At 44.9% G+C, this 26,491-nt stretch carries 22 protein-coding genes; 10 read left to right on the top strand and 12 right to left on the bottom strand.

The genetic code is table 11. The annotated features are described in order from the left end of the window. Window positions 1-166: 166 nt before the first annotated feature. Window positions 167-655 carry a DUF6702 family protein gene (locus V1358_RS09990; RefSeq protein ID WP_440589707.1) on the bottom strand — a complete coding sequence of 163 codons (489 nt, stop codon included), beginning with the start codon at window positions 653-655 and terminating at the stop codon, window positions 167-169. A gap of 23 nt (window positions 656-678) precedes the next feature. Further along, entirely contained in the window at window positions 679-3,108 is a 2,430-nt protein-coding gene (locus tag V1358_RS09985) for a M1 family metallopeptidase (RefSeq protein ID WP_347393454.1), read from the bottom strand. A gap of 338 nt (window positions 3,109-3,446) precedes the next feature. Between V1358_RS09985 and V1358_RS09980 the strand changes: the two genes are divergently transcribed. From V1358_RS09980 to V1358_RS09965, 4 genes are all read left to right on the top strand, one after another. Then, window positions 3,447-3,686: a hypothetical protein gene (locus V1358_RS09980; RefSeq protein ID WP_347393453.1), complete on the top strand. Its 240-nt coding sequence runs from the start codon at window positions 3,447-3,449 to the stop codon at window positions 3,684-3,686. Between the two features lie 61 nt (window positions 3,687-3,747). Further along, complete coding sequence (locus tag V1358_RS09975) at window positions 3,748-4,965, top strand: exonuclease SbcCD subunit D C-terminal domain-containing protein (protein ID WP_347393452.1); 1,218 nt, start codon at window positions 3,748-3,750, stop codon at window positions 4,963-4,965. Continuing rightward, window positions 4,955-8,617, top strand: coding sequence for an AAA family ATPase (locus tag V1358_RS09970; protein ID WP_347393451.1), 3,663 nt, complete (start codon window positions 4,955-4,957; stop codon window positions 8,615-8,617). Before V1358_RS09975 ends, V1358_RS09970 begins: the two co-directional genes overlap by 11 nt. Window positions 8,618-8,634: 17 nt before the next feature. Beyond that, entirely contained in the window at window positions 8,635-9,300 is a 666-nt protein-coding gene (locus tag V1358_RS09965) for a class I SAM-dependent methyltransferase (RefSeq protein WP_347393450.1), read from the top strand. Here the strand turns inward: V1358_RS09965 and V1358_RS09960 are convergent. Then, window positions 9,272-9,673 carry a response regulator gene (locus tag V1358_RS09960; protein ID WP_347393449.1) on the bottom strand — a complete coding sequence of 134 codons (402 nt, stop codon included), beginning with the start codon at window positions 9,671-9,673 and terminating at the stop codon, window positions 9,272-9,274. The genes V1358_RS09965 and V1358_RS09960 overlap by 29 nt on opposite strands. Window positions 9,674-9,743: 70 nt before the next feature. Further along, window positions 9,744-10,283 (bottom strand): DUF6942 family protein, encoded by a 540-nt coding sequence (locus V1358_RS09955; protein ID WP_347393448.1) that lies wholly within the window; start codon window positions 10,281-10,283, stop codon window positions 9,744-9,746. A gap of 169 nt (window positions 10,284-10,452) precedes the next feature. Between V1358_RS09955 and V1358_RS09950 the strand changes: the two genes are divergently transcribed. From V1358_RS09950 to V1358_RS09935, 4 genes are all read left to right on the top strand, one after another. Beyond that, a complete protein-coding gene (locus V1358_RS09950) occupies window positions 10,453-10,965 on the top strand; it encodes a lipocalin family protein (RefSeq protein WP_347393447.1) in 513 nt (170 codons plus the stop codon). A 473-nt stretch (window positions 10,966-11,438) separates the two neighbouring features. After that, window positions 11,439-12,017, top strand: coding sequence for a uracil-DNA glycosylase family protein (locus V1358_RS09945; RefSeq protein ID WP_347393446.1), 579 nt, complete (start codon window positions 11,439-11,441; stop codon window positions 12,015-12,017). Window positions 12,018-12,254: 237 nt separating this feature from the next. Beyond that, the gene (locus tag V1358_RS09940) at window positions 12,255-13,247 is read left to right on the top strand and encodes a catalase family peroxidase (protein ID WP_440589881.1); all 993 of its coding nucleotides are present in this window, start codon (window positions 12,255-12,257) and stop codon (window positions 13,245-13,247) included. Then, window positions 13,240-13,767, top strand: coding sequence for a cytochrome b (locus V1358_RS09935; protein ID WP_347393444.1), 528 nt, complete (start codon window positions 13,240-13,242; stop codon window positions 13,765-13,767). Before V1358_RS09940 ends, V1358_RS09935 begins: the two co-directional genes overlap by 8 nt. A gap of 35 nt (window positions 13,768-13,802) precedes the next feature. Here the strand turns inward: V1358_RS09935 and V1358_RS09930 are convergent, their stop codons facing one another. Both V1358_RS09930 and V1358_RS09925 read right to left on the bottom strand, forming a co-directional pair. Further along, a complete protein-coding gene (locus V1358_RS09930) occupies window positions 13,803-14,663 on the bottom strand; it encodes a carboxylate/amino acid/amine transporter (protein WP_347389823.1) in 861 nt (286 codons plus the stop codon). 229 nt (window positions 14,664-14,892) lie between these two features. Further along, the gene (locus V1358_RS09925) at window positions 14,893-15,801 is read right to left on the bottom strand and encodes a dienelactone hydrolase family protein (RefSeq protein WP_347393443.1); all 909 of its coding nucleotides are present in this window, start codon (window positions 15,799-15,801) and stop codon (window positions 14,893-14,895) included. 187 nt (window positions 15,802-15,988) lie between these two features. Here V1358_RS09925 and arfB point away from each other — a divergent pair, with 187 nt between their 5' ends. Continuing rightward, the gene (arfB, locus tag V1358_RS09920; protein WP_347393442.1) at window positions 15,989-16,402 is read left to right on the top strand and encodes an alternative ribosome rescue aminoacyl-tRNA hydrolase ArfB; all 414 of its coding nucleotides are present in this window, start codon (window positions 15,989-15,991) and stop codon (window positions 16,400-16,402) included. Window positions 16,403-16,418: 16 nt separating this feature from the next. Here the strand turns inward: arfB and V1358_RS09915 are convergent, their stop codons facing one another. The 4 genes from V1358_RS09915 to V1358_RS09900 form a co-directional block, all read right to left on the bottom strand. Further along, on the bottom strand, window positions 16,419-16,832 hold the full coding sequence (locus tag V1358_RS09915; RefSeq protein ID WP_347393441.1) for a hypothetical protein: 414 nt from the start codon (window positions 16,830-16,832) through the stop codon (window positions 16,419-16,421). An 80-nt stretch (window positions 16,833-16,912) separates the two neighbouring features. After that, the gene (locus V1358_RS09910; RefSeq protein WP_347393440.1) at window positions 16,913-17,938 is read right to left on the bottom strand and encodes a DUF2955 domain-containing protein; all 1,026 of its coding nucleotides are present in this window, start codon (window positions 17,936-17,938) and stop codon (window positions 16,913-16,915) included. 18 nt (window positions 17,939-17,956) lie between these two features. Next, window positions 17,957-19,036, bottom strand: a complete 1,080-nt coding sequence (locus V1358_RS09905) for an HlyD family secretion protein (RefSeq protein WP_347393439.1) — start codon at window positions 19,034-19,036, stop codon at window positions 17,957-17,959. Continuing rightward, window positions 19,033-19,503, bottom strand: coding sequence for a MarR family transcriptional regulator (locus V1358_RS09900; protein ID WP_347393438.1), 471 nt, complete (start codon window positions 19,501-19,503; stop codon window positions 19,033-19,035). The genes V1358_RS09905 and V1358_RS09900 overlap by 4 nt, the downstream gene beginning before the upstream one ends. A gap of 344 nt (window positions 19,504-19,847) precedes the next feature. Here V1358_RS09900 and V1358_RS09895 point away from each other — a divergent pair, with 344 nt between their 5' ends. After that, complete coding sequence (locus tag V1358_RS09895) at window positions 19,848-20,768, top strand: LysR family transcriptional regulator (RefSeq protein WP_347393437.1); 921 nt, start codon at window positions 19,848-19,850, stop codon at window positions 20,766-20,768. 38 nt (window positions 20,769-20,806) lie between these two features. Here the strand turns inward: V1358_RS09895 and V1358_RS09890 are convergent, their stop codons facing one another. Then, window positions 20,807-21,730 carry an NAD-dependent epimerase/dehydratase family protein gene (locus tag V1358_RS09890; RefSeq protein WP_347393436.1) on the bottom strand — a complete coding sequence of 308 codons (924 nt, stop codon included), beginning with the start codon at window positions 21,728-21,730 and terminating at the stop codon, window positions 20,807-20,809. 272 nt (window positions 21,731-22,002) lie between these two features. After that, a complete protein-coding gene (locus V1358_RS09885) occupies window positions 22,003-25,761 on the bottom strand; it encodes a TonB-dependent receptor domain-containing protein (protein ID WP_347393435.1) in 3,759 nt (1,252 codons plus the stop codon). Window positions 25,762-26,491: the final 730 nt, after the last annotated feature.

Genomic DNA, 26,491 nt, shown 5'->3' with positions numbered 1-26,491 from the left:
CTCATTATTTGCTTTTTGATGTGTTCTAGATACGTAACAACCTAGATAATCGCACACTATCACAGTTCAAATGCGGGGGCGTTGTTTATCTTAATTGAGAGACAAAGCGAGAAAAAACGCGCACACCGACATCATCCCTGATGTGCACGTCGGTTGGGGGAGAATGTTAGAAGGTGACAGTGTGCCACTGATTCTGCTGGTCAAAGTACACTGTACGAACCTTGCCTTGCCCTTCAATATTGACCATGTTGACTTGCGTCGGCCAAAGCTCCTGCAAGGCACCGTGGCTCATTTGTAGGCCGCTAAGTGGTTCTGCAGGCATGGGGGCTTCTTGGTAAACCCAAAAGAACTTTCCATCCACTTCGAAACCTACGTTTTTCAGCTTTATCGATTCACTTTCAGGTGTTTTGATAGCGACATGCTGTGCCACATAGTCAGCAAACTGAAGTTGATCTGATTTGGAATTGAGCATATCAGCCTGCTTGCCAACAATATGTTCAATCGCATGCTCGGTGTCATGCAGATAAAAGCGATGCATCAGCTCGATGTTGTGCGTTCGTTTGTTAAAGAGTACGGTGGTGACCGAACTCTTTAATTGGTGCGCGAGGCTTGCGCTACTAAATAGCAGCGCAGAAGCGGCAACAATAACAGGCACTATCACTTGTTTAAGTGCTGGCATTATTGTTCTTTCTCCTCGTCTTTGTTCACGTCTTTAAGCTCAGTTTTGATGTCGTGCATAATGTCACGTCTCACCTTGTCTTTGCTTTGTTTACGCTTATACGTCTCGATTCGTGATTCCATAATTCGACGCGGATAATAATTGTTTGATACGTCAACGTCAGCCGTCTCCCAACCTGGATCGACAGCGATGCTAGTGATTTCCTTGTCTTTATCGGTAACGATAAGTTTCTCAACATTACGACTGTTACGACGCCAAATTTCTGCTGGAATATAACGCTCCTCTACAGTGCCATCTGCGTAAGTGAGCTCTAATAGAATAGGCATCACCAAACCACCTAGGTTGCTAAATTGCAGTACGTAGTAGTTTTTGTCTTCGGCTACGGCTCTATCAAGCGTGCGCTTTTCCCATGGGTCGAGTTTGCTCAGCATTTTTTGATAACTGTTGCGCTCTTTGTTGGTGACGGTGAAACGGTCGTTTTCATCGTAAAAGTCGGTGATATCCTTGTTCTTATCAATCCAAAGCTCACGGCCTTCACGCTTATTTCGCTCAACAAATAAAGACGACGGTTTATTCATCTCTATCTCGCGTAGGCGATTGAAATCAATGTCTGGATTCATGGTATCAAGGCGAAGCTTATATACCTTGTCTAGAGAAATATCCACGTGGTCTGTGCTGTAGAACCAGCCGCGCCAGAACCAATCTAGGTCAACCCCTGACGCTTCTTCCATGGTACGGAAGAAATCAGCCGGTGTTGGGCGTTTGTACTTCCAACGGTTGGCATATTCTTTAAATGCAAAGTCGAACAATTCTCTACCTAGAATCACTTCACGAAGAATATTCAACGCTGCAGCTGGTTTGGTATAAGCATTTGGACCCAAGCGCAACACACTGTCTGATTGCGTCATAATCGGTACTTGGTGCTCAGATTTCATGTACTCGACAATATCGCGAGGCTCAACACCCCACGGAATGTTAGGATCCCATTCACGACCAGCAACGCCATCGAGGAAGCTATTTAAGCCCTCATCCATCCACGTCCACTGACGTTCGTCAGAGTTCACTATCATTGGAAAATAAATGTGGCCTACTTCGTGGATAACAACGCCGATGAGAAAGCGTTTTTCTGCTTGCGAATAGGTGCGCGTACCGTCATCACGAAGCTCCGTACGTGGGCCGTTGAAGGTGATCATTGGGTATTCCATACCGCCAACAGGACCATTGACTGACTGCGCCACTGGGTAAGGGTAATCGAATGAATAACGCGAATACACTTCCATAGTGTGGATCACTGACTCCGTAGAGTACTTCTTCCATAGGTCCCCACCCTCTTTCGGGTAGAAAGACATCGCCATCACAAGAGGTTGCTCGCTGCCACCTTGTTGATAACCTTTAGCATCCCACATGAACTTACGTGATGACGCCCACGCAAAGTCACGCACATTATCCGCTTTAAAGTGCCATGTTTTTGTGTCCTCAGTGCCTGCCTTTTCGTTCTCTAAGGCTTCCTCTTCAGTCACGATAAAGACAGGTCGCTCTGCTGTTTTGGCTTGCTCCAGACGTTTACGCTGCTCTGCGGTAAGCACTGAACGAGCATTTTCCAAAGTACCTGTCGAAGAGACGATGTGGTCTGCTGGCACTGTAATCTCGACATCGTAATCACCAAATTCAAGAGTGAACTCGCCGCTACCTAAGAAGGCTTTATTGGTCCATGCTTCATAGTCAGTGTATGCCGCAAGACGCGGGAACCATTGCGCCATTAAAAAGATGTCATTGCCATCTTTCTCAAAGTGCTCATAACCGTTGCGTGCGCCGACTGCGTCTTCTTCAATAATGTTGAAGTTGAAGTCCATGGCAAATTCAACGCTTTTTCCAGGGCGCAGAGGCTCGTTCAAGTCAATACGCATCAACGTATCGACGATGGTGGCTTTTAACTCTTTGCCGCTGCCGTCTTTGATATTGCTAACGACAAAACCTGGCTCATTATCCGCAAGAAATTGCATGCGACGAAGTTGTGACAAGCTTAACTTGCTCGCTTTGCCGATAGGCTGAGCTTCAAGACCTGAGTTAAAGGTCTTGGTGCGCTCGGCAATGGAGTCTGCTTTAAAAATATTTTGGTCTAATTGTAACCATAAGTAGCGAAGCGTATGAGGGGAGTTATTTTTGTACTCAATACGCTGTGAGGCGCTTATTCGGCGATTTTTCTCGTCTAGGGTTACATCGATATCATAATCGACTTTTTGCTGCCAATAACGCTCTCCAGGCTCACCTGCGGCGCTACGGTAAATATTCGGTGTAGGGAGAGTTTCATCTAATTGACGGAACTTGTCTTCAAAACTGCCTTTTGTTTGCGAAATGCTCGCCAGCGCACTTTGGCTTAACAGCGCCAACGCCCCAACAGCAAGGGCGGTACCTTTATATTTATACATGATTTATTTTTATAGCTAATTCAGGGTCAACAATGTTGCAAAAGTAGTCAACAGGTGCAACGAGAACGCGATAAAGTGCAGGCAATTGCGGTCAATAGCTGTGCAAATTCATGTTGTTAACACAATACCCTGTAAAGGGGGTTGCCAGTATGGCAGTAAAATAACCAGTTCAGGGGTTGAAATTGGGAGGTAATTAATTTTAGAATCGCACACTTTTTTAATTCGTGAACAATAAAACAGGGACAACAATAAGTGTTTTGGCACATTTATTGTTACATAAAGTAAGCGAAAGGAAGCTCACTAGATTCGCACATAGCAGATAAAAAATTGGTGGTGCTATGGATTTTTATGTCCTCAAAAAGAACAACGAGTTAATTGCAATTCCTGCAGATGAGCAGGATTGTAAGCAATACCTAGACAATGGTTACTTTTACATTGATAAGGTAGCAGCGTGTGATGAGACAACCGCTATTCGTCGAACTAAGTCCCAATATCAACGCGGCATTCGTGTGCCTTTGATGGCCATTGTTGTTGCCATTCCGGTGTTAATAGTGAGTTGGTGGCAGTTCACCCACTAACACTCTCTATCTCTTTTATCCGTGATATAGTGAGCGCATCAGAAGTTAATAATTCTAATTCATGCGCTTACTTCACACTTCAGATTGGCATTTAGGGCAGCTCTTTTACGAGCACGAGCGTTTCGATGAGCATCAAGCATTTTTAGCTTGGCTGCTCACTCAGTTAGTTGAGCAAGAAATTGATGTTTTGCTCATCAGTGGCGATATCTACCACAGCGCTAACCCCCCTACCCGAGCCGAAAACCAATTCTATCAATTTATCAAATCAGCAAAGGCAGCCTGTCCTGAGTTACATATTGTAGTGATCGCGGGCAACCATGATTCAGCCAAACGTATCACCACAGCCAAGCCTTTACTGGCGCAATTTGATACCCAGGTTGTTGGTCATTTTGAATCGCAAAATCCTGAAAATTGTTTGATAGAGATTGAAAAAGGCCAAGACTATGTTGCGATTCTTGCCCTGCCCTATCTACGCGCCTGCGATATCTTAAATCTTAAGCAAAGTTATAGTGCGTCTGTAAAACAAGCTTATCACGCGATATTGGCTGCCAAAGAATTACCCAAACATGCAAGAATTGTCGCTATGGGTCATTTGCATGCACGTGGTGCGGCAGTCAGTGAAGACTCAGAGAGAGCGTTGGTGATTGGTGGTGAGGATGCGATAGGCGCAGATGTGTTTCCTCAACAAGCCGACTATGTCGCGCTTGGTCATTTGCATAAAGCACAAAGCGTCAATGGCAATGAATATATCCGCTATAGCGGGACGCCATTCGCCATGTCTTTTTCAGAGAAAAACTATAAACATCAGTGTGTTATTGTTGATTTGCTAGGCGAAAACTCGATTAATGTAAACCCCCTTTACATACCTAAATTTAAGCACCTGCATGTAGTGCCTGACAAAGGCCTAGCGACGTTACAGGAAGTTTGTACGCAGATAAAGGCACTGCCAGCAAGCGATGAGAGTGCTGGTTATATCCGTGTACGCTTATCGAGTAAGGAAATGGCGCCCGATTTTAGGGAGCAAATTGATAAAGCATTAGAGGGTAAAGATTTATTGTTTTGTGGTATTGAGCGTGTTCGCCAAGAACTCGATAAAACCGCTGACGAACTAGAGCTAAAAGATTTAAATGAAATAGAACGTCTTGACGCTGGTCGGCTGCTGGAAATTGCCATTAACGAGCACCCCGAATTAGAAGCAAAGGATGTGACTGAAGAAGTCAAAGCACTATTCAGTAAATTGGTATCTGATATTGAGCAGGAGCGAGTTGATGAAGATTAATCGTCTGCAAATACATAACTTAGCTTCATTAGTTGACGCTGATATTGATTTTACCGAATCGCCACTCAGTGATACCGGCTTGTTCGCAATTACCGGTGATACAGGCGCTGGGAAAAGTACATTGTTGGATGCGCTGTGTTTGGCCTTGTATGACAAGACTGCTCGATTAAGCAACGAAAGCACACAAAAAATAGACTTCAATGGCGATAATGTTCGTCTAAACGATCCTCGCCATCTTTTGCGCCGAGGCACAGGTTCCGGTTGGGTTAAAGTTGATTTTATAGCCATAGATGGCAAAGAGTATCGCGCTTTTTGGCAAGTGGCGCGGGCGCGTAAAAAAGCGCAGGGGCGATTGCAAGCCCCTACCCATGCGCTGTATCTAATGCCTGATGAAACCTTGGTGACTGATGCAAAATCGGAAACTAAGAAAGTGATTGAGCGTCTGGTTGGACTTAACTTCGAGCAATTTTCACGAGCTGTGATGTTAGCGCAGAACGAGTTTGCAGCGTTTCTTAGAGCTCAAGGTGATGAGCGAGCGGCACTGCTTGAGCGTTTAAGCGGCACACAAAAATATTCACTCGTTGGTCAGCGTGTGTTCGAAGGCTATAAGGCCAAGTTAAATGAAGTTGAGCTGTTCCAACAGACAATGAATGCGGTGCATCTGCTTAGTGAAGAAGAAGAAAGTGAGTTGAATGACGCACTAATTCAAGGGCGAGAGGCGCAAACGCAACGTAAGCAAACCATTGAAGCGCTGGCGTCTGAGTTATTGTGGTTTAAAAATGAGCGCTCGTTAAGTGATGAGTTAACCTCATTAGAGCAACAACTCAACGATATAAAAACACAGGTTACTGTATCTGAACATGAATTTGCTGATGCAAAACGTGTTTCTGCGTGCTGGCAGATTGAAGATACGATCTTAAATGAACAGCGTGCTCGCGCCCGCCTGGCGGAGCATCAAACGAGACTTGATACGCTCAAAGAAAGCAGCGCAGCGCAGCGCGTTGAATCGGCAGCTGCAAACGTAAGCGCAAGTCAAAATTCGGCCACGCAAGCAGAGCAACACCTTAATTTTTCAAAACCACGCCTAAATCAAGCTATTGAATTGGATATAAGCTTGGCGCAGAGTCGTGGTAGTTTGGAAAAGGTGCGGGCAGAGCAAGACGATATTGAGCAGGCGATGCAGGCAATCAATAACGCTAATCTTGCTCTGGACCAGGAGCTTGCAAGTATTAACTCCCAATTACTCACAACGCAAGAAAAGCATGCGTCGCAACCTTGGCTTGTTGAGTTAGTAAAAAATTGGTCTCACTATCAACATTTATGGTCGAGTATCACCTTATTCCATCAGCGCAGCGGCCAGAAAAATGCTCAGTTACAAGAACTTAAGGTATCACTTCAAAGCAGCGCCACATCTTCGGCCGAGCTTGAGCAGAAGCTCACAAGCATCCGTGCGCAGCGCGATGTACTCAATGAGCAAATAGATGATGTGCAAGCGAAGACCCAAGGACGCTCTGCTGCGCAATTGCAATCGCAGCTTAATCAATGGCGCCAAGGCCTAGAAAATTACCGCGCATGGCAAGGGTTACGTAATCAGCGTGATGAGCTGCAATCTAGCCTAGCAGCAATAGAACAGCAGCAAAGCAACTACAATGAGCAGCTCAATGAATTAGTACCGAAGCAAGCGGTGCTAGAGCAGAGCCTTTTGCAAGCACAGCAAACGTTGCAGCAGGTACAACTGAGGGCAAGTGAACAGATCACGCATTTACGTACTCAGCTAAAGGACTCAGTGCCGTGTATGGTGTGCGGCTCTACAAACCATCCATTTGCTGAGCATGGTGCTAGTTCAGAGGCTTTTAGGGCACTGGTTGGTGATTTTGAACAGCAATCACATCGTGCTAAAGCGGAGTTGGATCAATATTTAACTAACTGTAATGAGATCCGAACGTCTATTCGTGTAGGTGATCAGCAGCTATCTGCTACTAAAGATAACCTTGCACAAACAACGCAGCAATTGGCGCAGCTCGCAGAGCGCTTGCAGGAGCTGTGTGGAGCACAAGCGCTTGATGACTTGAGCGATCACTATTTTACTAACCCGATTGTAGACCTCGAACATGAAGTGTTGCGAACGCAATCGTTGGAGGAGCAGTTAGTAAAATTGCGATCTGAGCAACAAAAAATAGCCCAGACAGAATCACAATTGCAGTTGCATTATGCGCAAATCCAACAACAACACCAGCAGTTACAACTGCAATGTCAACGTGTAAGTGATGAGCTAGCTAACGAGCAAGCACAAGTCAATGAGTCTATAAAGCATTTAGAGCAGGTGTTTTCGGCCGCCCCGTGGTGGCAGGCAGATGCACAAGCGCTGGCTTTACTTTGGCCTGAGCGCGAACAAGAAAAGCTAGCATTTGAGCAAAATCAGCAACAAATTGCTGCTATGGAACAACGGCTGACAGAAATCTCTAAAGTGAGAGATCAGAATTTTACTAAGTTAGACAGTCATACACAGCAGCATAAAAAAGTGTGCCAACAGGAGGCGGAAATCCGCGACCAGATCACGATTTTACTAACTAAACGTAATGAGTTAGTCAAAGACAGTGATGATCCAAGAGCAATGCTTGAGGAGTTAGAACAAGGCGCTGTGCAGGCACAAAAACTCCTGACGCAAGCACAACAAGCTCTTCAACAGCAGCAAAGCCAACTAGAGCTAGAGCGCAAAGAACACGAGCACTTAGTAAAAAATTGTTCTCAGTTACACACTGACATTGCTGAGCTTGAAACGAACATTAAGCGTTGGATAGAAGACCAACATGCACAAGGGATTGAACTCACTCAAGTTGAGATCACGGATTTACTAACTCGAAACAAAGATGAGATTAAGCAGACGCTGTCGCGTGAGGCGCAGTTGCAACAAAGCTTAATCAGGATTGAGGCACAGTCTGAACAAACTGCTAAGAAACTTGAGATGCACAAAGCGACTCGACCGGCAATCGGTGAGGAGGCTTTAGGCGCTCAAAAGGTTCAAGCAGAGCAAGCGTTTGAACAGGTTCAACAAGAATTAACCTTAGTGGCAGCTAAGCTTGAGAATCATCAGCAGAATTTACGTCAGCTCGCGGATAAAGCAACGCAGTTACAGACGTTGCAGAGCGAGTTGGCTACTTGGAGCACATTGAATTCAGCTCTTGGAGATGCGCAGGGTAAGCGCTTGCGCAACCTAGTCCAGAGTCAAACTTTGGCTATCCTACTTGCTTACGCTAATCAGCATTTACGCACGTTATCTAAACGCTACCGCCTTACTAGGATCCCAGGTACGCTTGATATTGCCATCATCGACCAAGATATGGCCGACGAGCAACGCAGCGTCAATACGCTCTCTGGCGGCGAATCTTTCTTGGTGTCGTTGGCACTGGCTCTAGGTCTGGCATCTTTGTCATCGAACAAGGTTAAAATTGAGTCCTTGTTTATTGATGAAGGCTTTGGCACTTTGGATGCTGAGACTCTTAATGTGGCCATGGACGCGTTGGATAACCTTCAGGCTCAGGGGCGTAAAGTTGGTGTGATTTCTCACGTTGCGCAACTAACTGAGCGTGTTGCGACTCAGATCAAGGTTAAGAAGCGCCCCGGCGGCTATTCTGAAGTAGTGTGTGAATAAAAGGCTTAGGAGGCAACATGCCAAGTTTTAAAGGTGATGAAGCGACAAACTACGATGAGCGCATAGAGCGCCTCGTCCCTGGTTATGAGTTGTTGCATCAACTGACATTTGCGCAGTGCCAAGTGCAACTAGAGGCTGACGCGAAAGTCTTGGTTGTTGGCGCAGGCACAGGCAAAGAGGTGATTGCGTTGGCACAAGCTAACCCGAATATGCACTTCGTCGCTCAAGATATATCCGAGGATATGTTGGCGATAGCGCAGCAGCATTTTGACCAAGCTGGCATCGCTAACAGGGTGCAAATCCATTGTGGTGATTTAAACGCCTTAGAAGGGCAATTCGATGCGGCTCTGTGCTTATTGGTGATGCACTTCGTGCCGGATGACGGCTCTAAAGCGAAATTGTTACAGGCGATTCGCAATCAGCTCGTTAGCGGCGCTTGGCTTTGGATTGCAGATTTAATGAAGCCAGAGACACCATTTGAACGTGACGCACAGTTTCAGGTATGCCAGCAACTAGGACTCACGGATATCGGCGTAGAACGCACTCTAGCCGCATTTGAACGAGAATTCTTTGCACTCGATCGCATGCGTTTTGCTGAACTATTGGAGCACAATGGTTTTGGGGTCGCACATTGTTATTTTAAAGCTCTGAGCTTTACTGGGTTTGTTGTGCGCTGTCAGTAGCCTGAGTTTGGACCTTTTGAAGGTGGTCGATTTGTTTTTTCAGCGTAGCTAGGTTGAAAGGTTTTACAATGAAGCCATCCACATTGGCTCTTATAAGCTCTGTCACTATGTCTTTTTGGTCTTCGCAAGTCACAACGATAACGGGTATATAACCCCATTCTTTGTTGCTGCGAATCGTCATAAACAAGTCTTTACCGCTTATTTTTGGCATATTTAAATCGGTTAACACCAAGTCAAACTTGGTCGATTGCAACAACTTCAGCGCTTGGCTGCCATCCGTTGCTTCCACAACATCTCTGTAGCCCAATTTTCGCAGCATGTTAATCATCACGTGACGCATCAGCGGCATATCGTCAACAACGAGTATTTTCACAAGGCATCCTAGCAACAGATTTCATGTTTTCAGTGTAGTTAAATTTAGGCGCTGTGCTTAATTTACACAATTATAAAGGCTCGCACCGACGCGCTTCCATGTCTTTGATAAGCGTACAGAGTCTATCTATCTTAATATTACTAAGTTGGCGGTAGTCAAAATAAGGGCAGACTATTAAATTTTTGTGGGCGTCTATAGCAAATTCATCATCCAACCAGATCAGATTTATACCAACTGAATCATCTTTTCCGAGCTCTTTCGCATATTGTCGTCCTGCAATGACATGTAGCGCGGGCTTTGTAAACTCTGGCTTGCTAAATAGCAGGGCGGTTTTTGAGCCTAATGTGAGCAAGACGTCATCGCGTAAGGATTGCCATGATCGAATGTCGGAAAAGTCGATGTATTGTGGTCGCAAAGCGAATAGCCATTTCGCATAGACATTAAAGACTTTGCGCCAACCGTTCCCAGCTTCAGCATTGATTTGCTCGATAGCCTGTTTGTTCAGCGCAATAAGGCGGTCCAGTTGGTGGAATTGGATGAGGTTCGGGCGATTTTTCACATACACGCGTATCGCTGCTTGGCTATCACCAAAGCCTACTTCGTGGGTCATATATTTCGATGCTCTTGGTAAAATTTTGATCCAATACAGTAATACGCATTAAGCTGTGTAGGCTGTTAAAAATCAAAAATTAAATCTACAGTTAATTAAACCATCCCACTGGATTAAACGTAAATAGTTAATATTAATCAATTTCTACAATGCATGATGAGGACAATCAATGCGCAATAAGATCATTATTTTACTAACCTTGGTGCTCAGTGCCTGCACGTCAATGCCCGAGCAGGTTAAGCCTGTCACACCATTTGAATTGTCTCGCTATACGGGTACTTGGTATGAAATCGCTAGAATGCCGCATTCATTTGAAGAAGGATTATCGAAGGTGACGGCAACTTACAGTATCAACGATGACGGGTCTGTGAAGGTGCTTAACAAAGGGTACGATGCACAGCAAAATGAATGGTCAAGCGCAGAGGGTAAGGCTAAATTCGTTGACAGCAGTGATGTAGGGCACTTAAAGGTGTCGTTTTTTGGCCCTTTCTATTCTTCATACGTAATTTTTGATTTGGACCAGCAAGACTACCAATACGCCTATATCAGCGGCTTTAACACCGATTATGCTTGGTTATTATCGCGCACGCCCGAAGTTGATGAGCAGAGAATCAATGATTTCAAACAAGCATTGGCACAACGTGGATTCGAAGTAGACAAGCTTATTTTGGTGGACCAATAAATAGGAATAAAGTTGTAAAGGGGGTTTACAGATCATGATTTTACTAACAGAGAGCTGTTAAGTTAGTAAAAATCTGATCTGCGCCACTCGCAATAACGCAATGTAAGATTACCCATCACCGAAGCCATATAATGCACCGCATTGTATGGCTTTTTTAGTGACTTAAAGGGCTATTACAAAGAAGAGCGGCTAATATTCTTTGGCTAAGTTAGTAAAACTCTGATCTACATCGATCGCAGATCGCTATTTTACTAACTTGAATTGCTAAAGTAGATGGCATGAATCGTAAAAATAGTTCTATATTTCAATTGGTTGTAATGATTAAGTGATAACAATGAACACGCTATGTTGTTTGTACACTTAAATGAGTTAGCGATAATTAAGTTAGTAAAATAGTGATCTATACCGATTCTAAATTTACTCGGTGTAGGGCACTCAAACAGACAAGTTGTTGTCAGGGAGGTTTCAAGGTTATGGAACTGATTGATAAAATTCGCGCCTGTACCTTGTGTAAAGAGCGATTACCACAGCCACCAAAACCTATTTTACAGTTAACCGATAGCGCCCCAATATTGATTGCAGGGCAGGCGCCGGGTATTCGCGCCCATGAGCAGGGTAAGGCGTTTTCAGACCCAAGTGGTGTACGTCTGCGCTCATGGCTCGGTGTCTCTGAGATTGAATTCTATAACCCTAGCAACTTTGCCATTGTGCCTATGGGATTTTGCTACCCTGGTACAGGCAAAAATGGTGACCTGCCACCATTGCCACTGTGCGCGCAAACTTGGCGAGCTGATATTATGACCCAGTTAAAAAATCGAAAACTAACGCTGGTTTTGGGTCAATACGCTATGAATTATCACAGTAAAATGCGCTATAAAACGGTCACTGAGGCCGTTGAAGATTGGCGTTCAAGCTGGCCTGAACAACTTATTTTGCCTCACCCTAGCCCCCGTAATAATCGTTGGTTTAAGCGCAATCCTTGGTTTGAGCAAGATGTTATCCCGCAATTGCAGGCGCGTGTCAGACAATTATTAGGGTCTGTTGACCTTTGAAGTATGAATTTTGTTCAAATCAAAGACTTTCAATGCAGGAATGGGTTATGTTGCTTAGTGAGCTATGTTAATGGGCCATGACAGAGCAGTGTAAGCCTTTGGTTGACCCCTTTGGGCTGCTGCAAAAACACACAGCAAAGGTCAAAAACCCTAGAATAAGCTGAAATAAAATAATGTTCTAACAGGTCTATTGAAGCGTATTTCCTTATCTCATCTTTAATATCAAACGAAATATGGATGCTCAAAATGACCCAATATCTTAGTGCTTTGTTGTTGCTGATTAGCGCCCCGGTGTTAGCGCAAGCACCCACAGTAACGGCGCAGCAGTTTGTTGACTTACAGCAGGGCGACTCGGACTACCCAGGTTTTCGCCGTGCACATGCAAAAGGGATGTGTGTAAGTGGCCAGTTTATTTCTAATGGTAACTTACACAGTTACAGTACAGCCGCCGTGTTTGAGGCGGGTATCACGCCGTTCGTCGGTCGAGTCTCGATTGCTGGCAATAATCCTTACGCGCCGGATTTAAAAGCCCCCGTGCGCAGTTTTGCCTTAAGCTTTAATGCCGACAATACACAGCAGTGGCGCGTGGCAATGAATACACCGCCTGTTATGGCCGTTTCTAACCCTCATGATTTTTATCAGCAAATTATGGCGATTAAAGCAGGACCAAAAGCTATCGCCGAGTTTTTTGCAGCGCACCCTGAAAGTGAGGACTTTCGCGTGTGGAAATCCAGCTATATGCCTACGAATAGCTTTGCTCATGAGACCTATCACAGTATCAATGCATTTTATTTAGTGAATGAAAACAAAGAACACCAAGCGGTGCGCTGGTCCATGAAGCCAGCGAATGTGACCCCTGTATCAGTGGAGCGATTCACAGGTGAGAACGCCTTATTTAATGAGTTACAACAACGCCTAGCGAACGCGCCAGTGGTGTTTGATTGGGAATTTACGCTTGCAGCACCAGAAGATGATGAAAACAACCCAGCGAAGAGCTGGCCAAACACGCGTCAGAAAATTGTTGCTGGTCAGGTCGTAATTGAGCAATGGCAAGCGCAAACAGGGGGGCCGTGCGATGACATCAATTTTGACCCTCTGGTGCTTCCATCAGGTATACAAGCGACCAAAGATCCTATTTTACGAGCGCGTTCAGCAGCCTATGCTGAATCATATCGTCGCCGCGCGATTGAATCGCTAACAGGCCAAGTGAAGGAGGGGCGTGATGACTAGTCGAGTGATTCGATACCACTGGTCCATGCGAGCGCTACACTGGGCGATGGCGGCATTGATTATTTCTATGCTCAGTGCAGGACTGGCGATGGTTAAAAGCTTAGAAGTGTGGCAAGTAGCGTTACTTTCTTTGCATAAAAGCACAGGCGTATTGGCGGCAGTGTTGGTAATTTTTCGGTTTGTAAATCGCTGCATGCTACCACCCCCCACGCTGCCCGGGGACATGCCGAATTGGCAGCGTAAAGCAGCACATGGTTCACACTATGCTTTGTATGTATTGATGATTTTAATGCCGATTTCAGGGCTCTTAATGCAGTATTTTGCTGCGCGGCCTGTATCGGTGTTTTCCTTGTTCAACATCGCGGGAGCGTCATCTGCCGACATTAAGCTATATGCAGTGTTTATTATGTTGCACTCATTCTTGGCTGTGAGCTTGATAGCGCTGGTAGCTTTGCATGTTTGCGCTGCGCTGTATCATCACTTCATTCGAAAGGATGATGTTCTAAAAAGTATGCTGTAGAAAAAGCACAGGGGGTGTAAACCCCCTTGCCAAAATTATGCGCTGTGGTGTTTATTGAAGTACTTTTCATTGATGATCAACGCCGCCATTATTAAGGCACCACCAATACTCAGCCGTACAATATCGGCATCACGATTCCAGATAAGTACATTAACGAGAATTCCAGCGGGAATTAGCAGGTTATTCATGACCGCAAGCGTACCCACATTAACCTGTGTTGCCCCTTTATTCCACGCAAAATAACCCAGACCCGAGGCAATTAAACCTAAATAAATAAGTACTCCCCATTGGGTTGGGTTGCTGGGTAATTGCGTGTGATTACTAAATAGGGCGTAACAAAGCAACGACACCACCAAGGCACCTATGAAAAAGCATCCAAACACTTGATGTTGGGTGACTCCTTGATGTTTTGCCATCAAACGTTTGTACAGCACCTGCCCACTGGCAAAACACATGTTTGCTGCTTGCACGATGGCAAAGCCAATCAAGAAGCCCTGATTTACGCCGTCATAGCGAATAGCAATCGCACCGATAATGGCCAGCATGGCGGCGCTAAAAAAGCCGAGGTTGAAGCGCTTGTCTAGCGCATCGTTTAATAAAGTGACGTATAGAGGCGTCATTACCGTAAACAGCAATACCTCGGGCACGCTGAGGTACAAAAACGAATGATAGTAAAAACCATACATCAAACCCAATTGTATCCCGCCTATGGCCATAAGTTTGATGAATAGTTCTCGTGACAATGAGCGCAATCTCATAAAGGGTAGGAAGACCACTGTGGCGAGTGCAATGCGCGTGAGCGCAGAAAACCAAGGGTCTACTTGGCCTGCTAAATACACCCCAATCAGACTAAAAGAAAATGCCCACAATAAGGTCGTGGCTAAAAGATAAGTCATATACAGAATCGAATTACTTTAGTTTGCAGACATTATGACGAGGCACCTTGGTTGATGCCAGCCTTTCTAACGCGCAAGCTGGTTCATACTGGCTGCCCAAAGGGTTCAACCAAAGGCTTACACTGCTCTGTCATGGGCTATTAACATAGCTCACTATGCAACATAACCCATTCCTTGCATTGAACGCCTTTGATTTGAACAAAATTGATACTTCAAAGATCAACAGACCTTAGGCACCCACTAACTCTTGAGTGAAGAATGCGATAGTGCGCTGCCAAGCAAGTTCGGCATTTTCTTCGTCGTAACGCGCTGTGGAGTCGTTATGAAAGCCATGCTTGGCACCTTTATACATGTGCATCTGATATTGCACACCCAACGCCTTTAAGTCTTTTTCGTAGGCGGGCCAAGTGTTATTTACGCGCTCATCGAGTTCACCCAATTGCACCAAAAGAGGGGCTTTAATGTTCTGGCGCAGCGACTCTTCTGCCGGTGTGCCATAGAAAGGCACGCCCGCACTGAGTAAGTCAGAGTCTACGGCGGCAAGATAATTAACGATGTAGCCACCAAAACAAAACCCCACCGCGCCCAATTTACCGTTACTATTTTTGTGCGCTTTTAAAAACTTTGCCGCGGCCACAAAATCATTTTGGATTTTTCCTCTGTCCAATGAGCGCTGCATCGCTCGTCCTTCATCATCGTTTCCTGGATAGCCGCCAAGCGGATGCAGGGCATCTGGCGCAAAAGCGATAAACCCTGCTTTGGCCAAGCGCCGGGCTACATCTTTTACGTAGGGATTTAAGCCACGGTTTTCATGCACTACTAACACCACAGGCAGCTTGGTGTCTGCGTTGGTTGCTATATTCGCTGGCGTAACAAGATACCCTTTACCTTCCCCATGACCTGCAGGGGAAGCGAAGGTTTGATAACGGGCAATAATATCAGGGTCGTTAAATGATACTTGCTCAGCCAGCGCATAGTTAGGCAGCAGAGCGCTTGTAAGTGCTGTCATTGAATAACCTACTGCTACTAGGGTGCCGAGCTTTTTCATAAATGTGCGGCGGTCCATCATGCCGTGGGCGTATTCGTCGTACCAATCAAAGGCTTCTTGCGGGATGATAGACTTATTGCTGTTGTTCATTGTTAGTCCTGCTTTTTTATTTGTTGGCTGAATCTAACTAACTGTAGAACAAAGTTATTTATCTGTAGAATTGGCGCGACGAATTGGTGATTTTACGCGCTAAATACAAAGCCTTATATGCTGTGAGGGCTTGGGTCAATTTGCTATAAAATGGTAAACTACAATTTTAGTATACGCTGAGGCAGTGATGTTAGAGATCTCAAACAACGTAACCATTGATGAGTGGGAAGTCGAATTATCTGCAATTCGCTCACAGGGTGCGGGTGGTCAAAACGTCAATAAAGTTGCAACAGCGATTCATCTTCGTTTTGATATTAAACGTTCCAAGTTGCCTGATTTCTATAAAGAGCGTCTGCTCGCCTACCGAGATAGTCGTATCACTAAAGACGGCGTTATCGTTATCAAATCACAAAGTCATCGCACTCAAGAGTTGAATCGTGAAGACGCGCTAGCGCGGCTCAAAGAGCTCATTCTTGCTGCAACTAAAGTGGAAAGGAAGCGTCATGCGACCAAGCCAACGCGCAGTTCGCAGCGCAAGCGCGTTGACAAAAAAGTACAGCGCGGACGAACCAAAGAGTTGCGCAAGATGCCCAAAATGTAGGGATTTTTCTGACAAGTTACGTCACAATTTCAACGCCGGGAATTGTGCGAGTTAAGTACTCTTTGAGCTCTTCTACATGTTCTTGATCGAATACGAGGCTAATGTCACCGCCGCTGTTATAGGGCAACTGGAAGATGCCTTGGTCTTTTACCCTGTCTACCACCACTTTACGAATTTCATTGATGGGCACAAGTGTGCCTTGAACACTAAGCACCCCTTGTTCGACTTTCAAATGCTCGAATGGGTTACCCAGTGATATCTGTTTTGCAGATAAATTGGCTAAAACAAGCGGTACAGCCAGCAAAGAGGAAAGGGCGATTAGATTGGTGTTTTGGGTTATTAATGCCACGCCAAGTAATACAATATAAACTGCCGCTAAAACGAGTTTTAACACTTTGTGCTTAGCTGATAGTGTGCCTTGTAATGTCATGTACGCTCCTTTGTCATCAACTACACTGCATGCAAATCTTACTGATAAAGGCTGCAAAACAAAAGCGATGGGTGCCATTCTCAGTCAAACGTATGGTGCCTTGTGGCGCTGTATCGGTTGAGTAGATGATGGATGAGATACACTAAGCACAAGCTCACCGCAACTGCTACAAACACAGAGCTAAAGCGATACAAAGCGCTGTACACCAGATCTTGGTTAGGTGCTAAAGATTGCCCAAATAAAATTCCAAATGTCGTAATTACACCAAAACCCACACCCGGCATACCGCCAGCGAGCACATGGTAACGGCTAAAAACAAAGGTTAAAATCCAAAGCACAATCACAGGGAACACAAGTATTTGGCTGTAATTAAACAACAATAATTGTGCGACTAAGGCGAGGTTACAACCAATTAATGTCCCTATTATTCTTTGCCAGCCTGCCATGCCCGCAGCTTTCCAGCATAAAGGGAAGAGAATTAGAATCGATGCAGCTTGAGCAGATACCGAATCTTGCAAATCCAATACCTGAAAGACAATAAAGGAAATGGTCGTAACGCTTGCGCACAATAAGACTTCATGACGCACACTGGCGCTGTCTTTTGTTGGGCGCGGCATCATGTTTCTAGGTGCAACATCAGGAAACACGTAATGCATCAAATAGGCGCTGCATAGGCTAACAGCTACTGCCAACAGGTTGCTGACGATAAGTGGGTACAAGCCTAAAGTGGTGGTGCCGTAACTAGCAAAATGCAGCTGAATAGACAGGCCTACGACGCTCATTGCTCCGAAGAGAAAATTCACGCCTTTGCTCATTTGGTAAAACAAAAAAGCAAATACGACGAAGGCAAGCAGCGACATCAAGACAGGGTGAAAGCCAAATAGACCTTGAATCACCAATACCACAAAAGCACAAAACAACGCGCTGGCGATAAATTGGCGAGCAATGTGCGCATTAATCACAGGTACCAAACCTAACAACAGCATAGGGTAAACGGTAAAGAAGATACCATTGGGCCAATTAAACAGCTTGCTGAGTGTAAAGCCAATGGTGGCACCTGTGGCGATGCGCAGCATTTGGCGTACGTCGTTGGCACTGAGAGTCATATGCTCACCTCCCACAGCTTAGTACACATAGTGCATTAAGCTCACAAGCTTGATTTGTCCTTTGGCTAAAAATGCGCGAATACCACTTTCTGGCACAATCTGTACCGTAGCACGAGCGCCACTGGGTAGGTGTGCAAAGGCATCTTTGGTGCTGCCATCAAGTTGTAAGTGTATACGCTGGCGTTGTGCGTCACGTACCCAGCGATTTGATGTTTCCACTTGTGCTAATGCACCATTAGCATTGAGCTGACCGTCGCTGGAACCTGCGGCAAATTCACTGACATGCGCATTAAATACTTTGCCGGGCAGGGCATCAAAACTGACTAATGCTGCTTTGCCAACGTGCACATGGTAGAGCGACTTTTCCCGAAAGTCGGCTGCTAAATCAAGGCGGTTTGCGACCAAGCCTGTCATGGCTGTGCCTGCTTTGGCATAGGTACCAGTCGTCACTTGTAGATTGCTGACAACGCCATCGTGCGGTGCGATCACTTGGGTGTAACTTAAGTTCAGTTGGGCTGCTTCCAGCGCATTTTTTGCTTGTTGCAAAGCCACGTTGTCTGCGCCATGAGCGCCACGCTTAATTTTGGCAGCTTGTAGCTTAGCTTCTACTGCACTCACTTGTGCGCGAGCAGTCGCTAAATTGGCATTTATCTCATCACTTTGCTGCACGGAAATAGCTTTTGATGCCAGTAGTGCGTTGCTACGCGCATATAACCTTTGTTGCTCATCGAGTTGTGCGTCAGCGGCAATTAAATCGGCTTTTAGCGCAGCTATTTCAGCGTCAAGTTGCTGGTTTTGCAGTTTTACTTGAGCAAGGTTTAATTCTGCTTTTTGCACCGCAAGTTCGAACGGGCGTGCATCGATACGCATTAATAGCTGGCCTTTTTTCACTTGCTCATTATTGCGCACTGATACCTCAACAATATCACCATTGATCTGTGGCGTTATTTGCGTAACCTGATGATAAACCCGCGCCTGCGGCGTCATTGGCATGTATAAGTCAGCAACTACAAAATAGCCAAACAGCAAGAGAAAGAGCGCAATAGCGACCTTCACATAGCGGGCAAATTGTTGGTCTGGTGTACGTGGCTGACTCACAGAGATACCTCCTTGTGGGCTAATTTAAGGGCATTTTCTTCAAGTTGAACTAGGCCATGGGCGATGATATTGAGTTGTTCATCGCTCAGCCCGTGATACAGAAGCTCTTTTATTTCGCTAATGCGCTGCTTCAGGCGCGCTAAGTCGGCTAAACCTTGTTCGGTAAAATAGATTCTGCGGCAACGCTTGTCTTGGCTATCAACGTTACGAACAATGATATCGCTCTGTTCGAGCTGTTTCAGAGTGCGTGTTAGGCTCGGCATCTCAATGCCTAAGCTGTTAGCAACTTGATGCTGGGTACAGCCCTCTCCGAGATGATGAATATGCATCATGGCCGTCCATCGTGGTTGAGTAAAACCCAATGGTGCGACTGCCACTGACACAGCCTCTCTACATGCGCGATGCACGCGTCCAAGTTGACCGCACAGGCTTAAATCCAAAGTTTCATGAAATGGCAGAGTAGACATAAAGGGCACTCAAATTAGTTAGCATGCTAAGTATTTTAATTTGGTTAGCAGGCTAAGTAAATGTGAGAATTTGCACATCACCTGTGATTGAGTGTTACTTGCTTGAAAAATATAAAGATAAAGTCAATACATGGATATGTTGTAAACCCCGTTTACACGAGCCTTAGTGAGATTTGGAGCTGATGCGCCTTTAAAAGTAGGGGGAGTTACCACGTAATGCTCAGAGAAAAGTAGCTATGTTTTAAGTATTATTAAATGATATTAATTATCATTTGATGTTATGATGTGTGAAGTTATCAGCAATCTGTCTACGCTAATCGTGTGTATCAGGAACACCTAACATTATGAACAACAAGATTATTTGCGCACTTAAAGTGTTCGCGAAAACGGTGGAAATGGGCAATATGAGCCAAGCTGCTGCGCAACTTGATATGACTGCATCAGCGGTAAGCCAGCAGATCACTAAGCTTGAGCAAGATATTGGTTTAAGTCTGTTTAATCGAAATACACGCAAGTTAACCCTAACTGAGGCGGGAGAGATTTATTATCAATCTTCTTTAAAGCTATTGGCGACAGCAGAAGAGGCGCAGCAAGCTCTCGAGTATTTGCAAAGTACACCCTCCGGGCAGTTAAAAATTGCCGCGCCGATTGGTTTTGGTGGTGGTTTGTTGAGTCAACCGCTAAAACATTTAACCGAGCAATTTCCCGAGATAGCTATACAACTTACCCTGACCGATGAGCCCTTCGACATCATCGCTAGCGGCGTTGATTTAGCTATCTGTATAGGCCCTTTACACGACTCAAGTTTAATCGCGCGCCACCTTGCCGATTGGCAGCTTATTCCATGCGTGAGCGACGAACACCCATTAGCGAAAGTGGCAACGGAGGAGCCCTGTGTGCTAAAAGAGTTTGCACATATCGGCCATGTAAATACGACTCGTATTGCTAATAACCTCAAACATCAAGAGTCAGGCGCTATTCACTCGTTATGCCCGCCAAGATTACTTGTTAACAACATGCAGGCGGTGATCCAGCTTACGCTTGATGGTATTGGTTATGGCATGTTACCAGAGCCAGAAGTACGTCACTTGATAGCGAACGGCAAGCTAAAACGTTTATGTCCGCAGTGGCACCTGCCTCATTACAGCGTGTATGCAGTAACGCCTCATCGCGATACGGTTGCTGCGAAAACACGCGCAGCCATTGATAGTCTGCGCAATTGGTTCGAGCAGGTTTCTAACAATCCTGAGTTGTTTGTAGGTTAAGGCGCTCAACTAGCCAACACGTTTCAGGTGTCATATGGCTACTTCTGTAACAGTGTTGAGCGAATACCTTGTTCATAACTGGTTACCTCAAAATCGGGGAAACGTGCTTTGAACTTGTCTGAGACAAAAATATTGTCTGTGGTATAGCGCGGCAGCAACTCTTTGGTTTCTCGTACTTGCTTATTAAACAAGCTCACCAATGAATGCTGCCATTTTTTCAGTACCTTATGCTTGCAAGGGCGAGCAAGCACTTGCTCTGCTATGGCAATGACTTCTTTGTAGGTCTGACGATTATCGTCGCAGGGCAGGTGCCATGTTTGATTGTATGCATCCTCGGTATTACCCAACAGCGCCATTGCGCGGCTTGCATCAGGGGTGTAAATCAAGGTGCGCAGCGTATCGTCTCGCAAAAACACCATGGCCTTTTGGTTGGCGCGTAGTTTATCCAGCACAGTGGCATTGGTAATACTTTGCGTTTTTCCCGGCCCATAGAATTCGGGTGCTCGACAAATCATGGCTTCAACGACGCCCCTATCGATGGCATCTAACAACATAGTCGTGATCTGAGCCCGAGCGCCGCCTTTGGCACCATAAGGCTTAAAGGGGGCATCTTCGGTTTGTGGCACATTACTTTGCTCATACATGTAGGTGTTGTCGAAATACACCAACTTGGCTTTGTGAGCGGCACATGCCTTGATCACGTTGGCCATCATAATTGGCCATTGCTGCCCCCAAATTGCTGAATCTATTGGCAGCCCCGCAGTGAAATAAACAATACTCGATCCCGCTACCGCATCAAGGGTTTGCTCAGCGTTTAACAAATCTGCGCTTACAAGCTCATCTGTTGGGTTTATCTTGCTTGGATTGCGACTTACAAGGCGTATAGCGTGAGTGTGTTCTTGGTATAAGGCTTTCGCCAATTCAGTGCCAATTTGGCCGCTGGCTCCGAGTATTGTTTGCATGTGATTTCTACGAGCATATTGATGTGGTAACAACTTTAACCCTAAAGCTCACTTAAATGTTAATCCTAGTTATCAAGCAAACGTTATGTGGATATTGTCGATTGAGCTGAAATCTGTGAAATGATGTTCGAGCTATTCGCTAATCACTCTTTTTGGATTGGTATGGTAAAACTAATGAGTGGGTACTTACATACCCACTCATTAAGGGCATTGGCCTTTGCAGTGTGTTTTGCAGCAGCCTCAGGGATAGTCTATCTAGGCGATAAACGTAGTTAGAACGTCCAGTTTAAGCCGAGATAATAACGGCGACCGTTGGTCCATTCGTTTACATATATCTTGTCTAGATGGTTTTCGTAGTACGGCTTTAACTCATCAACAGGAATACCGCTTGCCTGTGAAAGAATTTCGAAGGCCTCTTCTCCAGTAATTGAAGATTCAACGATTTCGTTACCATTCTCATCCGTTGCGACGATTCTATTGCCTGTTGCTACGCCATCTTCGCCAATTTCATCAACCCACTTCATTTTATTGATTACTGGATCATTAACGATCTGCGATGTTTTCATGTAGTGAACAACGTTTTCATTGGTTAAATTGGTCACCGCAAAACTTGCAACTAGATTATCTAAGATTTGATAGGTCGCTTTGAAGTCGACTTGTTGGCGCGCGCCTGTGTAGCGGATACCGTCAGTATAACTTGCGTTAGCAAACTCACTTCTATAATTATAAGAAAGACGCGCAGAGAACGTATCATTCTCATAGTATAAAGACGCATTTAGCGTGTCTTTGGATTGCCCAAACATTGGCTCTGTTTGGCCTACTGTTTTGGTACTGAATCCTGTTACTTCAAAGTATTCCCGCTGAGATGGATCACTTAAATGCGTTTCCGTGTCAGACATATCAGCGATTTCATAAGAAAAAGTAGAGGTTGTAAATTTCTGATCAGGTACATCGGTGTAGGTGTAGTTGACTAAGCCACCAAAGCCATTCCCAAAGTCATGTTGAAGTTGAAACTCAAGACCTTTTACTTTTTGCTCACCTGTATTGAAGTACGAGCTAACGACGTAGTCTCCGTTAATGGGATAGCCATTATCATCGGTTTTACCTTCATCACCAAGGTAGGATAGATCTTGAACCTGCGAAGTAGAGCGCACCATATCCTTAATATCTTTTTGGAAAGCGGTAACGGCTAATATTGAAGATTCTGCAAAATACCACTCTGCGCCTAGTTCAGTATTTACAGAGCTGTATGAGCCTAAATTAGGGTTACCTACAGAACCTCTTCGTTGTGAGTCCATTGGAAGACGTTCAGCTTCGCCGTTAGGGGTTAGGTCTTGCTGTCTACCATCGGTATATAGTCTGTAACGCTGCGTAACCAAGCTAAAGTTACTTCTTAGCTGAGTTAAGCTTGGATGCGAGATATTCTTAGATGCGGCCGCTCTGAGAACGATATCATCAGCCAAATCAACCGCAATATTGAAGCTAGGCAGGTAATCCTTAGTGCTACTTTCTTGTACTAAGGGAGTGTATTGGTTGAAGCCTGCGAGCTCGGCAATATAGCTAGGGTCACTCGGATCAAGTGGATAAGATAGCAATTGGCCATTTTCATCTTTGGCGACTTCGTTACCAATTGATTCCCGTTGTGTATCTACAACGCGAATACCCACGTTACCACGGAATATTTCACCACTGAAATTAGCCATTGCGTAGTAAGCAAGTAACTCTTCACTAACTTCATATGCTGATCCCGCTGATTCTGTTAACCCAGAGCGACAACCGTAATAGTTTTCTGAATTTGCAGAGTTAGCGATGGCGTCAGCACACGCCCCTTCATTAGGAGTGCCTTCTGAATTGAGTAATAAAAAGTGATCATTTAATAACGCATTGCGTTTGTCTTGGTCTATATCGAAGTATTCATTAGGAATATCGTGGCCTGCGGAGTCCAAACCAGACACGGTGCCGCCGACAATTTGCTCGGCTAGAATCAATGGAAAATCACTGGATTCATTAGCGTAACCATGAAAGCGGGCATCTTCAGTAAAGTAGCTCTGTGTTCGCTCTATGTTTCGGTATTTAGCACCAAACTTGACGCTATCGATATAAAAATCATTCTCGAAAGACCAAGTAAAATCCCCTTGTAAGAAATCCTCAGTGTTATCACGATAACGAGCGGTATTTCTCAAGCCTCCAGTGAGGAGATAGAATTCATTAGTCGGCGCTAGTAAGAAGTTTTTAGCACGCTGTTGTGCATCTAATAGTGCTTGTCCTGTAAGTGAAGGATCGGCTTCGAGCCCCCAGTACACTTTTCCTGTGTCTGGGTTGTAACCATAGCCTAAGTTTACACCCTCATAGGTTGGGATTTTAAGAGACGCCTGATCACCCGAGTATGGGGTTTCATAATCCCCATAGCGACTCGCAAGGGTGGTTGCACGATCCAATACAGTGCTATCTGCCTCTGTATGGCCAGCTTGTAGTTTGATTTCGAAATCATCTAGTTCATAGTCTATGGTGAGGTGATATCTGTTTTGCTCTGTTTCTGTGCCGCTTCTATCGTTAGAGTCTCTGCGGAGCATCTCCCCCCAGCGTGTATCACCTGCGTAATAATTGTTTCCATCCCACACCATACCTGCACCGCGAACTAGATTAGTGCCATCTACAGGGTAGGTCGCAGATAAAACGATATCGCGCTCGGAATCCATTACTAGTCGAGGGTCAATACCCGGAACTTCATTACTGTACAAGAGTTGGACAATTCGGTGAGGTTGCGCGTACAGGTTATCGTTTTTGTTGTCTCGATCAGATTTATTCTGGTTAACCTCTAGATTAAGGCTTAACGTATCGGTGGGTGCCCACTGTAAGTTTATCGTGGTGTCAAGGCGGCTCTCATCTGTAGAAAACGCAGGCGCATAAACCATATTGCCCAAAGTTCTTCCAGGTGTTTGGCCTAAACCAGCACTTCTGCGACTTCCCCAAAAAAGACCCCAGACAGGATCGATATAGGTGGGATCGATTACTTCATCAAGTTGCCCCCAATTTTGCGTGCTATTGTTCCACACCCCTGAGTTTAGGGGATCTTCTGTAGGCCAATAAGGGCCATTATTAGCAACTGCTTCTAGATCGCCATACGTATAACCATTTAATGCCATATGCCGAGTAATGATTAATGCATGGTTGTTCATGTGACGTAGATTTATATCGCTGCTTGCACATGCTTCAGTTGGGCAATTGATTGCATCAGTTTGCGCAAAGCCTGTGCTTATCGCACCTTCATTACCGGCAATACCATCAGACTCAAACCCCGTACGAAACGCATTGCGTTGCTGTCTGCTAACACTGATTGACGCGCCAAACTTTTTGCTGTCAGAAACAAAGTTATAAGCCGTTGATATTTGTGGAGAGTATTTTTCTGATGAGTCATTGTATTCGGACTCAACATTAAAATAGCCGTACCCGTCTTCTTGCTCCAATGGTTTTTTGGTATGCAATATGACCGTTCCACCGATACCACCTGCATCTAGGTCTGCCCGTGCTGACTTATGCACTTCTATTTTTGAAACACGTTCTGCTGGAATGTTAGAAAAATCAAATGCGTTACTTTCGGATTGTCCTGGCAAATAGGATGCAGATTTGGCCGACTGACCATTTACCAAGGTGTTTGTCAGCTCTGGAGAGGTCCCCCTAATTGATATTTTAGAGCCTTCGCCAAACTGACGTTCAATTTGAACCCCAGCGACGCGTTGTAGTGCTTCTGCCATATTTTTATCGGGGTTCTTCGCAATATCTTCGGTATTAATGGAGTCTACAATTGCATTGGAGTAGCGCTTGTTATTCAAGTTATCGCGCAGTGAAGAGCGAATGCCAGTAACCTCAATTACTTCCATTTCATCTTCGTTAAGTTGTTTTTCAGAGGTCTGTTTCGTGGTTAATTCCTTTTCTACCTCCTGAGAAAAGGTTGGCATAGACATACACGCTGTCAAGCATATGGCTGAATGAATAGCGATGGTCATTTTTGATAAGCGAAGAGCTTTCATGTTGCACCTTAAAAATCATTGTTATTGTAATGTGACTCGTTAACACCAAACGTTAGAGGTTTGGGTTATTGCTTTTATTTGTATTAACGAGTGACTCTGTCGCAACATGTAAAAAACATGTTTGCGATGTTAATTTAGTACAGAAAACACAAATATTAAGGAATAATTTATTTATAGTCTTTTGTTTTTTAATTTTGTAAGGCTTGCTTGTGATATTGCCTTCTGTACTTTTAACTTCTTCACTTAACCTTTAAAAAATTTATATTTATCATGTTTATGCAGTAAGGCTAATGGTGAATGAAAGCCGTTTTTATTTTACGGTGAATTTTTCTGGGTCTTTTTATTTTTGTTAATATTTCATTAAGCAATAAATTATTCTTAATTTATCTGTTTAGGTTGGTGGTGTTGGCGAGTTGCACAATGTTATTTGATGATGATGTGTGAAAAAGCGAGTTGGAGCTTTTTGGTTTCGGGCGCTGTTCGGTTTAGGTTGCCCAGCCGTGGACTAAAACTGTGTGAGCCAGCGATGACTTCTTGAATCTGCTAGGCGTCCAACAGATCAGTACAGATAAGCTCATTCGTAGGGTTTACCTTGCTTTTGTTGGGATTTACAAACTCTATAGCTTGGGTGTGTTGTTCATACAACGTGTTATTTAAAGCAAGCCGCGCGCACCAACTTTGCTTCGCCGACTAAATAAACAGCATAACAACCATGGGGGAGTAATATTCT

It is taken from the genome of Pseudoalteromonas pernae (genome assembly GCF_039831865.1).
Classification (GTDB): domain Bacteria; phylum Pseudomonadota; class Gammaproteobacteria; order Enterobacterales; family Alteromonadaceae; genus Pseudoalteromonas; species Pseudoalteromonas pernae.
The sequence above is the reverse complement of the archived record's forward strand: the minus strand, read 5'-3'. Positions and strand labels throughout refer to the sequence as shown.

Excerpts from the sequence above, each read along its gene's own strand:
- V1358_RS09985 (WP_347393454.1), bottom strand. The coding sequence starts at position 3,108 with ATGTATAAATATAAAGGTACCGCCCTTGCTGTTGGGGCGTTGGCGCTG.
- V1358_RS09980 (WP_347393453.1), top strand. The coding sequence starts at position 3,447 with ATGGATTTTTATGTCCTCAAAAAGAACAACGAGTTAATTGCAATTCCT.
- V1358_RS09975 (WP_347393452.1), top strand. The coding sequence starts at position 3,748 with ATGCGCTTACTTCACACTTCAGATTGGCATTTAGGGCAGCTCTTTTAC.
- V1358_RS09970 (WP_347393451.1), top strand. The coding sequence starts at position 4,955 with ATGAAGATTAATCGTCTGCAAATACATAACTTAGCTTCATTAGTTGAC.
- V1358_RS09965 (WP_347393450.1), top strand. The coding sequence starts at position 8,635 with ATGCCAAGTTTTAAAGGTGATGAAGCGACAAACTACGATGAGCGCATA.
- V1358_RS09955 (WP_347393448.1), bottom strand. The coding sequence starts at position 10,283 with ATGACCCACGAAGTAGGCTTTGGTGATAGCCAAGCAGCGATACGCGTG.
- V1358_RS09950 (WP_347393447.1), top strand. The coding sequence starts at position 10,453 with ATGCGCAATAAGATCATTATTTTACTAACCTTGGTGCTCAGTGCCTGC.
- V1358_RS09945 (WP_347393446.1), top strand. The coding sequence starts at position 11,439 with ATGGAACTGATTGATAAAATTCGCGCCTGTACCTTGTGTAAAGAGCGA.
- V1358_RS09940 (WP_440589881.1), top strand. The coding sequence starts at position 12,255 with ATGCTCAAAATGACCCAATATCTTAGTGCTTTGTTGTTGCTGATTAGC.
- V1358_RS09935 (WP_347393444.1), top strand. The coding sequence starts at position 13,240 with ATGACTAGTCGAGTGATTCGATACCACTGGTCCATGCGAGCGCTACAC.
- V1358_RS09930 (WP_347389823.1), bottom strand. The coding sequence starts at position 14,663 with ATGACTTATCTTTTAGCCACGACCTTATTGTGGGCATTTTCTTTTAGT.
- V1358_RS09925 (WP_347393443.1), bottom strand. The coding sequence starts at position 15,801 with ATGAACAACAGCAATAAGTCTATCATCCCGCAAGAAGCCTTTGATTGG.
- arfB (WP_347393442.1), top strand. The coding sequence starts at position 15,989 with ATGTTAGAGATCTCAAACAACGTAACCATTGATGAGTGGGAAGTCGAA.
- V1358_RS09915 (WP_347393441.1), bottom strand. The coding sequence starts at position 16,832 with ATGACATTACAAGGCACACTATCAGCTAAGCACAAAGTGTTAAAACTC.
- V1358_RS09910 (WP_347393440.1), bottom strand. The coding sequence starts at position 17,938 with ATGACTCTCAGTGCCAACGACGTACGCCAAATGCTGCGCATCGCCACA.
- V1358_RS09900 (WP_347393438.1), bottom strand. The coding sequence starts at position 19,503 with ATGTCTACTCTGCCATTTCATGAAACTTTGGATTTAAGCCTGTGCGGT.
- V1358_RS09895 (WP_347393437.1), top strand. The coding sequence starts at position 19,848 with ATGAACAACAAGATTATTTGCGCACTTAAAGTGTTCGCGAAAACGGTG.
- V1358_RS09890 (WP_347393436.1), bottom strand. The coding sequence starts at position 21,730 with ATGCAAACAATACTCGGAGCCAGCGGCCAAATTGGCACTGAATTGGCG.
- V1358_RS09885 (WP_347393435.1), bottom strand. The coding sequence starts at position 25,761 with ATGAAAGCTCTTCGCTTATCAAAAATGACCATCGCTATTCATTCAGCC.